The sequence below is a fragment of the Amycolatopsis sp. NPDC003731 genome (assembly GCF_053586895.1).
In genome coordinates, this window is the sequence record NZ_JBSFNC010000247.1 from 1 (window position 1) to 8,837 (window position 8,837).

Consider the following 8,837-nt stretch of genomic DNA (forward strand, 5'->3'; position numbering starts at 1 on the left):
GCTCTGGGCCCTGCTGCGCGACGGGCGGACCTTCACCCCAGCCGCGCCACAACCCGCTACCGCTGCGGCTTGACACGGTCATTCAGATTCCTTCCGGCACGTCACCGTAGCGCACGCCGTGCGCCCTTGCGCACGGCGAACCAGCATGCGTACAGTGTTCGCATGACCGGAACAGTGTACGCAGAAGCCGCGACTTTCGACCGTGACCACTGGCAGCGCCGCTTCGACGAGCTCCGCGCCGCCCACCACGTCCCCGGCGCGACCCTGGCGGTGCTCGCCGGGGGCGAGGTCCACGAACTCGCCTCCGGGGTGCTGCACCGGGGCACCGGGGTCGCGGCGACGACCGACTCGGTGTTCCAGGTCGGCTCCATCACCAAGATCCACACCGCGACGCTCGTGCTGCAGCTGGCCGAAGAAGGCCGGCTCGACCTCGACGCCCCGGTCCGCGACGTCCTGCCCGGCTTCACCGTCGCCGATCCAGCCGCGTCGGAGACGATCACCGCACGTCAGCTGCTCTCGCACACCAGCGGGCTCACCTGCGACTTCACCCGCGACACCGGCCGCGGCGACGACTGTCTCGCCGCCTACGTCGAGGCCGCGCGCGACGTCCCGCTCGACTGCCCGCCCGGGATGGCGATCTCCTACAGCAGCGTCGGCTACAACGTGCTCGGCCGGATCGTCGAGGTGCTCACCGGCCAGACCTGGGACACCGCGCTCCAGGAGCGGCTCTGCGCACCACTGGGTCTCACCCACACGGTGACGCTGCCCGAAGACGTCCTCCGGTTCCGGGCCGCGATGGGCCACCTCGGCGAAGGGGGCGCCGACCCCGATCCGGCGCCGGTGTGGAACCCGCTGCCGCGCTCGGCCGGCCCGTACGGCGGTGTGCTGTGCGCCACCGCGGCCGACGTCCTGCGGCTGGCCCGGATGCACCTCGACGGCGGGGTCGCCCCGGACGGAACCCGGTTGCTGCGCAAGGAAACCACCGACGCGATGCGGCACCGCGAGACCGGCTGCCCCGACAAGTGGACGGTCGATTCCGACGGCTGGGGCCTGGGCTGGACGCTCTACGACTGGGACGGCACCCCCGGCTTCGGCCACGACGGCGCGACCATCGGCCAGTACGGCTTCCTCCGCGTCGCACCGGACGCCGGCGTCGCCGTCGTGCTGCTCACCAACGGCGGCGGCGCTCGCCGGCTCTACTCCGGCCTGGTCCGCGAGCTCCTGTACGAACTTGCCGGCGTCCGCATGCCCGAACCGTTCGGCCCGCCCGCCCAGCCGGTACCGGCCGCCCTCGGCGATCGCGCCGGCGTCTACCGGCGCGAAGGCGTGGAGATCACCGTTTCCGAGCGCGCCGGCGTGGCCCACCTGCGGTACGCGTTCGTCGACGGCATGGCCGGGCTGGCCCCGCCCATCGAGTCGGACCTCATCGCGGTGTCGGAGGACGTGTACGCCGGCCGCGCGGACGGCGCCTTCAGCGACGATTGGCTGCCGGTCGTGTTCGCCACCCTGGCCGACGGCACCGCCTGCGCCTACATCGGCATGCGGGCCGCGCCGAAGGTCGCGTGAGCCCTCAGGAATCCACCCGGTACCAGCACGGACCGACCTCGGACAGCCGCACCGGAGGGCCGACCCGCGAGAAGATCCGGACCCCGCTGCCCAGCAGCACCGGCACCGGCAGGGCCAGCACCTCGTCCAGCACCCCGGCCTCCAGGCACTGCCGGGCGACGTCGGCGCCGAGCACGTTGACGTACTTGTCCCCGGCTGCCGCCTTGGCGGCCGAGACCGCCGCACCCAGGTCGCCCAGGAACGTCACCCCGGGCACCGGGTCGGCCGGACGGTGGGTCAGCACGAACTGCGGCCCCTCCCAGCCGCCCCCGAACGCCTTCCCCTCGCCCGGGCCGCCGCGGTGCGGGTCGTCGCCGTCGAAGGTGTGGCGGCCCACCAGGAGGGCGCCGATGCGGGGGACCACGTCCACCGGTGGCGGCCCCAGGTACGGCGTCAGCCAGGACATGTCTCCGCCCGGGCCGGCGATGAAGCCGTCGATCGAGCAGCTGAACGCGTAGAGCAGTTTGGCCATGCCCCTACTGACGCCCGGCGACGCGGAAATTCATCGGTCGGCGGGAGCCGGCGGGAACCGCGGCGGGCGGCGCTCGTTCCAGCTGGCCAGCCCCTCGGCCAGCTCCGGGCGGCCGAACGACTCGAGCATCAGCTCCGTGGCCGAGCGGGCGGCCTCCGGAAGCGGCAGCGACGCCTCGTGCGCGAACTGCCGCTTCATCACGGCCATCGACCGCGGTGCGCTGTAGGTCGCCAGCTCGGTCGCGTACGCGTGCGCGCGCAGCTGCAGCTCGCCGGGCGGGACGACCTCCTGGACCAGGCCGTAGCCGAGGGCGTCCTCCGCGGTGAACGTCCGCCCGGACAGCAGCAGGTCCCGGGCCCGGCCCTGGCCGACCAGCTCCGGGAGCAGCTTGGCGATGCCGTACTCGGCGATCAGGCCGCGGCGGGCGAACGCGGTGGTGAACTTCGCGCCCGCGGCGGCGAACCGGACGTCCGCCGAGCACGCGATGACGAACCCCAGGCCGGCGCAGCCGCCGTTGATCGCCGCGACCACCGGGACGCCCACCGCCGCGGCCACCAAGACGTCCCGGAAGTTGTCCTCGAGCGGCGGCCGCGTGGCGATCTTGTCCAGCAGGCCCAGGTCGGCGCCGGGGCAGAAGGCCCGGCCCGCCCCGGTGACGACGACCGCGCGAATCGCCGGGTCGGCGTCCGCCTGCCGCAGCAGGGCGCCGTAGCGGGCCTGCATCGGCACGTCCATCGCGTTGCTCGAGGCCGGCCGGTCGAACGTGCACGTCGCGACCGCGCCGTCCGCCTCGTACCGGACACCATCCACAGTGGACATCGCCGCCTCCTCGAGTTCGGGGCACCATACTAAGCGGTCGCTCGGGTGACTGTCGAGGACCGGGTTCGAAAATGTCGAACCCTTTGATTGTCCGGAAACCTCTGTGCCATAGTGCTTTCCGCCCGCACATCGCCGCGCTGGAAGGGGCTCGCCCGATGTCGCAAGAAGAACCGAGCGGTCTCCGCAGACGGGTCGTGCTGGGTGGGGCGGGTGCCGCCGTCGCCGTGACGGCCGTCGCGCCGGTCGCCCGGGCCGCCGACGCGCTCGCGCAGCCGGGCGCGGCCCGGGAAAGCGATTTCACGGCCGGCTGGCGGTTCGCACTGGCCAATCCCGACGGCGTCACCGATCCCGGTGGCCGCTTCGCCGACGCCCCGGAACCCGGCTTCGACGACTCGGGGTGGCAGGTCGTCGACCTCCCGCACGACTGGAGCATCGAGCTCCCGCCGACGGACCGGGGCACCAGCAGCGGGTCCGGCTTCTTCCGCGGCGGCCTCGGCTGGTACCGCAAGGCGTTCACGGTCCCGCCGTCGCCGGCCGGCCGGCGCGTGTCGGTCGAGTTCGACGGCGTCTATTCCGACGCCCACGTGTACCTGAACGGCGAGCTGCTCGGCAACCACCCGTACGCCTATACCGGGTTCGCCTTCGACCTCACCGGCCGGCTGCACACCGACGGGCGGACGCCGAACGTCCTCGCCGTGCGCGCCACCAACCCGCTGCCCAGCAGCCGCTGGTACTCCGGCAGCGGGATCCACCGCCGCGTCCGCCTGGTCGTCACCGAGCCGGTGCACGTGGCCCGGCACGGCACGTTCGTCACCACCCCGGACATCGCCGCCGGACGGGGCACCGTGCGGGTGACCACCGACGTCGTCAACGACTCCGGCACCGCGGTCACCGCGCAGGTGCGCACCACGATCACCGACCCGGCGGGCCGGGTCGTCGCGAACGGGTCGACGACCGTGGCGGTCCCCGGCGGGCGGACGACGACGGCGGTGACCGGGTTGCGGGTCGAGAAGCCCCAGCTGTGGTCGATCGGCGCAGCCAAGCTGTACCGGCTGCGCACCGACGTCGTCGTCGCCGGGCGCGTGCTCGACACGACCACCGCCGACTTCGGCTTCCGCTACACCGAATTCCACCCGGACCACGGGTTCTCGCTCAACGGCGAGCCGATGAAGCTGCGCGGGGTCAACCTGCACTCCAGCCAGGGCGCGCTGGGCGCGGTGATCGACCCCGCCGCGCTGGAACACCAGATGCGGCTGATGCTCGCGATGGGCGTCAACGCGCTGCGGACCGCGCACAACCCGCCGGACCCGCAGCTGGTCACGGTCTGCGAACGGCTCGGGATCGTCATGATGGTCGAGGCCTTCGACTGCTGGCGGACCGGCAAGCTCGAATACGACTACCACCACGACTTCGACGAGTGGAGCGCGCGCGACATCGCCGAAATGGTGCACGCGGCCAAGAACTCGCCCGCGGTCGTGCTGTGGTCGATCGGCAACGAGGTACCGGACGCGTCGATGGCGGGCGGCCCGGAGATCGCGGCCGGGCTGATCGCCGCGGTCCGGGCGATCGACACCACCCGGCCGGTCGTCATGGGCTCCGACCGCTACCGCGGCGTGCCGGCGCCGGGCTCGCCGCAGGACCTCATCCTGAAGCAGCTCGACGGCCTCGGCGTCAACTACAACACCGCCCAGTCCATCGACGGGCTGCACCGGCAATACCCGGACAAGTTCTTCTTCGAGTCGGAATCGTCGTCGGAGACCTCGACGCGCGGGGTCTACCAGGAACCCGATCTGCTCAACACCGGCGAGAACCACACGCCGGGCAAGCGGGCGACGTCGTCCTACGACAACAACCTGGCTTCGTGGACCTTCAGCGGGGAGTACTCGCTGAAGAAGGACCGCGACCGGAAGTTCTGCCAGGGCCAGTTCCTCTGGTCGGGCCAGGACTACCTCGGCGAGCCGACGCCGTACGACTTCTTCCCGGTCAAGACGTCCTTCTTCGGCGCGGTCGACAGCGCCGGCCTGCCCAAGGACGCCTTCCACCTCTTCCGCAGCCAGTGGACCACCGCGCCGATGGTGCACCTGACCCCGATGGACTGGACGAACCACCGGCCCGGCGAGCCCGTCGCGGTGTGGGTCTATTCCACTGTGGACACCGTCGAGCTGGTGCTCAACGGGAAGTCCCTGGGTGTGCGGAAGTTCGACCGCAAGACCACTGTGGACGGACGCCCATACCTGGAGACGACCGAACCGGCCGGCGACGACAAGAACGACCCCTCCGGCAGCTACACCAGCCCGAACGGCAGCACCGGCAAGCTGCACCTGACCTGGACCGTGCCCTTCGCGCCCGGCACGCTGACCGCGATCGCCCGGTCCGGCGGCCGCGAGGTGGCCCGCGACGAGCTCGTCACGGCCGGCCCGCCGCGCGCGATCCGGCTGCGGGTGGACGAGCCCGGCGGCCGGGTGGTGGCCGGGGCGATGACGTTCGTGACGGCGTCGGTCGTGGACGCCCACGGGGTCGTCGTGCCCGGAGACGGGCCGGTGCTGCGGTTCACCGTCGCCGGACCCGGCCGGGTCGCCGGCGTCGACAACGGACGGCAGGAACTCGCCCAGAGCTACCAGCAGCCGACGATCCCGGCGTTCAAGGGGCTGGCCGTCGCCGTCGTCGCGGCGACCGGCGGCCGCGGGCCGATCACCGTGACGGCGAGCGCCCCGGGGCTGACGCCGGGGAAGCTCACCCTGCCCGGCACGTCCCTCGGGCAGCGCAACGGGCCGGGAGCGCGGGCGGTCGAGGTCCCGGTGGCCGCGGTCGTCTCGACCGCGGACGCGAGCTACTCGGGCGCCCCGGACACGCTGCCGGCCGCGATGCTGGACGGGAACCCGGCCACCGGCTGGTCCAATCAGTACGTCAAGCAGGCGACGTCGACGCTGGCCGCGGTGAGCCGGCCGCGCGCCGAGGACTGGGTGTCCCTGGCCTGGCCGTCGGCCCAGCGGATCAGCGCCGTGACGGCGAACTTCGTGGTGGACGCGAAGCTGGCGCGGCCGGTCGCCGTCGAAGTCACCCACCGCACGGCCCGGGGGCTCGAGCCGGTGCGGAACCTGCGGATCACGTGGGGGACCGGCTCGAACGACCCGACGTCGTTCGCATTCGATCCGGTCGTCACCACGGAGGTGCGGGTGACGATGACCGCGACGGGCTTCCTGCGGATCAGCGCGTTGCTGGCCCGGTGACCGCGGGCCCGGCGGGGCGCACCCCCCGCCGGACCGCGGTGGTCACCGGCTGCAGGGCGCGAGCGCGTCGAGTCCCTGCGGCTTGGCCGCGTTGCGGCCGATGGCGGTGGCGATCCGGTTGATCGTCGCCACCCGCTTGTCCTCCAGCGGGCCGAGGATGGCGTTCTGGACGAAGTTGGGGCCGCCTTGGCCGACGGTCGTCCGCAGGCGGTTGTTGGCTTCGTCGATCTGGGTGTTCAGCAGTTCGAGGTTGCGCTGCACCTCCGCCTGGGCCTGGGCGGGGATGGCGGGCAGCCGGCTCGCCACGTCCGGGCAGGAGATCTTGCCGGCTCCGCCGGCGTTGCCGGTGTTCCCCTGGTTCCCGTTCTGGCCGCTGTTCCCGGTGCTGCCGTTCTGGCCGCCGTTGCCGGTTCCCTGGGCCGGTGCCGGAGCGGCGGCACCGGCGCCGCCCACCGCGCAGGTGGCCAGGCTGTCGAGGCCCTGGGGCTTCTCGGCCCGGCGCCCGATCGAGATGGCGATGCGGTCGATCGTGGACTTCCGCTTGTCCGCCAGGGGGCCGAGGATGGCGTTCTGGACGAAGTTCGGGCCGCCCTGGCCGACGCTCGTGCGGAGCCGGTTGTTGGCTTCGTTGATCTGGGTGTTCAGCAGCTCCAGGTTGCGCTGCACCTCGGCCTGCGCTTGCGCGGGGATGGCCGGGAGCTTGCTCGCCACGTCGGGACAGCTGATCTGGCCGACCGCCGCCTGGCCGCCCGAGGCGGCGTTGGCGGCGCCGGGGTCGCCGAAGGTCGTGGCGACGGCCAGCGCTCCGCCCGCGATCGCGAGGGCGAAGACCCCGGTCGCGATCTTCGTCCGCTTGGATAGGCGGTGTCGTCCACCGGAAGCAGGCATGAATGACTCCGTTTTCGTGATTGAGTTAGCGTGAACATATGGGTGCTCCGCCGTCTTCGGGGGATACGGCGGAGTATTCGGATGGGGCGGACCAATCTGGTCGCCGACGACCATGGTGACCTCCCGATCAGGGGTTTGTCCAGTGTGATCCGGTCGGAAAAGAAGATCTGAACCATTTCGAACCGGGGTACGTGTACCTCTGTGACGGCGGCATCTGGCCGCATTGTTTTGGCATGGTTCCGCGCACACGAGAATTGTCGTGCGCAATTCCGGCGTGCGCGCGCGGGCTTGACGCGGGCCGCCGTGTCCTCCTAGCGTCGCCATACCGACCGGTCGGTGTCCAACGGAGGTCGCTGGATGAGCTGGTACGACGCGAAGCCTTGGCTCGCGAGCTACGACGAACGGGTGCGGGACGCGGAACCGGCGAAGCCGACGACCTTGCCCGAGTCGTTCCGCCGGGCCGTGGACCACGTCCCGGACCGAGCGGCGATCGCGTACTTCGACGCGCGGCTGAGCTACCGCGAGGTCGACGAGCTCTCCGACGGCGTCGCGCGGTACCTGGTGGCCCACGGCTTCGCCCGCGGCGACCGGCTCGCCCTGGTGCTGCAGAACATCCCGCAGTTCGTGATCGCCCTGCTCGGCGCGTGGAAGGCCGGCGGGATCGTGGTGCCGGTCAACCCGATGTACCGCGAGCGCGAGCTCACGCACGTGTTCACCGACGCCGGGGTCAAGGCGGTCGTCTGCTCGCAGCGCGGCTGGAACGCCTACATCGGCGAGACGGCGGCCGCGAACGGCGTCGGCATCGCGCTCACCACCAGCGAACTCGAGTTCCAGACCCGCGACGACGAGCGCGTCCTGGCCAAGGTCGAGCGGGAGGAGACGCCGGGCGCGACCGAGCTCCTCGAAGCCGCGGCGACGCCGGGCCCGAAGCCGCCGGAGCCCGCCTTCGCCCTCGACGACACCGCGCTGATCAGTTACACCTCCGGCACCAGCGGCACGCCGAAGGGCGCCACCAACACCCACGGCAACATCGGCACCAACGCCGCGGGCCTCGGCTCCTTCAGCGGCCTGCCGGCGGGGTCGACGCTGTTCGGGCTCGCGCCGCTGTTCCACATCACCGGCATGGTCTGCGAGCTCGGCTCCGCGATCGACATCGAGGGCACCTTGGCGCTGGCCTACCGCTTCGAGCCGGGCGTCGTGCTCGACGCCTTCCTCGAGCACAAGCCGTCGTACACGGTGGGGCCGTCGACGGCCTACATGGCGCTGATGGCGCACCCGTCGTTCAGCCGTGCGCACTTCGACTCGTTCGCGCTGCTGTACTCCGGCGGTGCCGCGCTGCCGCCCGCCGTCGTCGAGGCCTTCCGGGCGAAGACCGGGCACTACATCCACAACGGCTACGGCCTCACCGAAACCACCGCGGGCTGCGTCGTCGTCCCCGGCACCCTCGAAGCACCGATCGACCCGGAATCCGGCACCATCTCGATCGGCCTGCCGGTGCCGGACACCATCGTCCGGATCCTCGGCGAGAACGGCGAAGAGCTGCCGCCCGGCCAGGCGGGCGAGATCGCCGTCGAGGGTCCGATGGTCGTTTCGGGCTACTGGAACCGCCCGGAGGCCACCGCCGAGGCGCTGCCCGGCGGGCGGCTGCTCACCGGTGACATCGGCTTCATGGACGAACGCGGCTGGGTCTACGTCGTCGACCGCAAGAAGGACATGATCAACGCGTCCGGCTTCAAGGTCTGGCCGCGCGACGGCGAGCTGTTCGCGGCGCGTTCCGGGGCGTCGGTGGTCGCTTTCGGGCCGGCGAGCGTGGTCGAGCAGGC

At 72.0% G+C, this 8,837-nt stretch carries 6 protein-coding genes; 3 read left to right on the forward strand and 3 right to left on the reverse strand.

Features of this window, described 5'->3' with window-relative positions; genetic code table 11:
• The first annotated feature begins 162 nt into the window (after positions 1 to 162).
• Positions 163 to 1,566, forward strand: coding sequence for a serine hydrolase domain-containing protein (locus ACWDN5_RS45245; protein WP_449680617.1), 1,404 nt, complete (start codon positions 163 to 165; stop codon positions 1,564 to 1,566).
• Between the two features lie 4 nt (positions 1,567 to 1,570).
• Here the strand turns inward: ACWDN5_RS45245 and ACWDN5_RS45250 are convergent, their stop codons facing one another.
• Together ACWDN5_RS45250 and ACWDN5_RS45255 are read right to left on the reverse strand one after the other, a co-directional pair.
• Positions 1,571 to 2,077 carry a dihydrofolate reductase family protein gene (locus ACWDN5_RS45250; protein WP_449680618.1) on the reverse strand — a complete coding sequence of 169 codons (507 nt, stop codon included), beginning with the start codon at positions 2,075 to 2,077 and terminating at the stop codon, positions 1,571 to 1,573.
• Positions 2,078 to 2,107: 30 nt separating this feature from the next.
• Positions 2,108 to 2,896 carry an enoyl-CoA hydratase-related protein gene (locus ACWDN5_RS45255; RefSeq protein WP_310977215.1) on the reverse strand — a complete coding sequence of 263 codons (789 nt, stop codon included), beginning with the start codon at positions 2,894 to 2,896 and terminating at the stop codon, positions 2,108 to 2,110.
• Positions 2,897 to 3,051: 155 nt separating this feature from the next.
• Here ACWDN5_RS45255 and ACWDN5_RS45260 point away from each other — a divergent pair, with 155 nt between their 5' ends.
• The gene (locus ACWDN5_RS45260; RefSeq protein WP_449680619.1) at positions 3,052 to 6,126 is read left to right on the forward strand and encodes a glycoside hydrolase family 2 TIM barrel-domain containing protein; all 3,075 of its coding nucleotides are present in this window, start codon (positions 3,052 to 3,054) and stop codon (positions 6,124 to 6,126) included.
• A gap of 42 nt (positions 6,127 to 6,168) precedes the next feature.
• On the opposite strand, the gene ACWDN5_RS45265 is transcribed toward ACWDN5_RS45260, so the two are convergent.
• Positions 6,169 to 7,014, reverse strand: coding sequence for a hypothetical protein (locus tag ACWDN5_RS45265; RefSeq protein ID WP_449680620.1), 846 nt, complete (start codon positions 7,012 to 7,014; stop codon positions 6,169 to 6,171).
• Between the two features lie 357 nt (positions 7,015 to 7,371).
• On the opposite strand from ACWDN5_RS45265, the gene ACWDN5_RS45270 reads away from it, so the two are divergent.
• Positions 7,372 to 8,837, forward strand: a 1,466-nt coding sequence (locus tag ACWDN5_RS45270) for an AMP-binding protein (protein ID WP_449680621.1), incomplete at its 3' end; no start/stop codon positions are given.

Excerpts from the sequence above, each read along its gene's own strand:
- ACWDN5_RS45245 (WP_449680617.1), top strand. The coding sequence starts at position 163 with ATGACCGGAACAGTGTACGCAGAAGCCGCGACTTTCGACCGTGACCAC.
- ACWDN5_RS45250 (WP_449680618.1), bottom strand. The coding sequence starts at position 2,077 with ATGGCCAAACTGCTCTACGCGTTCAGCTGCTCGATCGACGGCTTCATC.
- ACWDN5_RS45255 (WP_310977215.1), bottom strand. The coding sequence starts at position 2,896 with ATGTCCACTGTGGATGGTGTCCGGTACGAGGCGGACGGCGCGGTCGCG.
- ACWDN5_RS45260 (WP_449680619.1), top strand. The coding sequence starts at position 3,052 with ATGTCGCAAGAAGAACCGAGCGGTCTCCGCAGACGGGTCGTGCTGGGT.
- ACWDN5_RS45265 (WP_449680620.1), bottom strand. The coding sequence starts at position 7,014 with ATGCCTGCTTCCGGTGGACGACACCGCCTATCCAAGCGGACGAAGATC.